General features: G+C 57.4%; 1 protein-coding gene. It reads left to right on the top strand.

The genetic code is table 11. The features are described 5' to 3' along the window. A partial coding sequence (locus tag HU729_RS25550) for an immunoglobulin-like domain-containing protein (RefSeq protein ID WP_346655324.1) occupies positions 1-766 on the top strand: 766 nt, incomplete at both ends.

Here is a 766-nt window from a genome sequence, read left to right on the forward strand (position 1 = left end):
CAAGGTCACCATCGCTGCGGGCCAGACCCAGGTCGAGTACAAAGCCCCGGCCCAGGGAGATGACGTCTTCAAGGATTCCGGGTCGCTCACCATTGGGATCAGCGACGCCAGTGTTCCAGGTAAGACTTTCGAAAATCTCGAGCTCGGCGGCTCGGCTACCGTTCAGATTGCTGATACCGAAAGTGAAGTGATCGCGACTCTGACCGCTGACAAGACCACTGTGTCCGAAGGCGGCGAGATCACTTACACCGTTACTCTGACCAACGCCCAAGGCTTGGACGTCAAAGGTCATGGCGGTTTGGTATTCACCCTCTCGGACGGCACAAAAGTCACCGTTCCAGCAGGCAGTTCTACCGGCACCATCACCATTCATGCACCTGACGACGTGTACGTTGGCGGCCAGCCAAGCATCGTGAATAAGCTGGAATCGGTCACTGGTGCCGACAACTTCGAAAAACTGACCTTGGGTCAGGGCGAAGTGAAAACTGACGTCACCGATGAGCCAGGCACTGGTACTCCAGGCACCGGCAACGAAGGCGACAAAGTCTCTGTCACCATCGTCAGCAACGGCAACGTAACCGAAGACCAGCAGCCGTCGTTCACCGTCAAAGTGAACCAGCCGCTGGATCGCCCGCTGACTGTCACCCTGAGCAATGGCGACAAGGTCACCATCGCGGCAGGTCAGACTCAGGTTGAGTACAAGGCGCCAGCTCAAGGCGATGACGTCTTCAAAGATTCGGGCTCGCTCACCGTTGGGATCAGCGAC

This window comes from Pseudomonas sp. RW10S2 (genome assembly GCF_014268985.1).
In the GTDB taxonomy this organism is placed as follows: Bacteria; Pseudomonadota; Gammaproteobacteria; order Pseudomonadales; family Pseudomonadaceae; genus Aquipseudomonas; species Aquipseudomonas wayambapalatensis.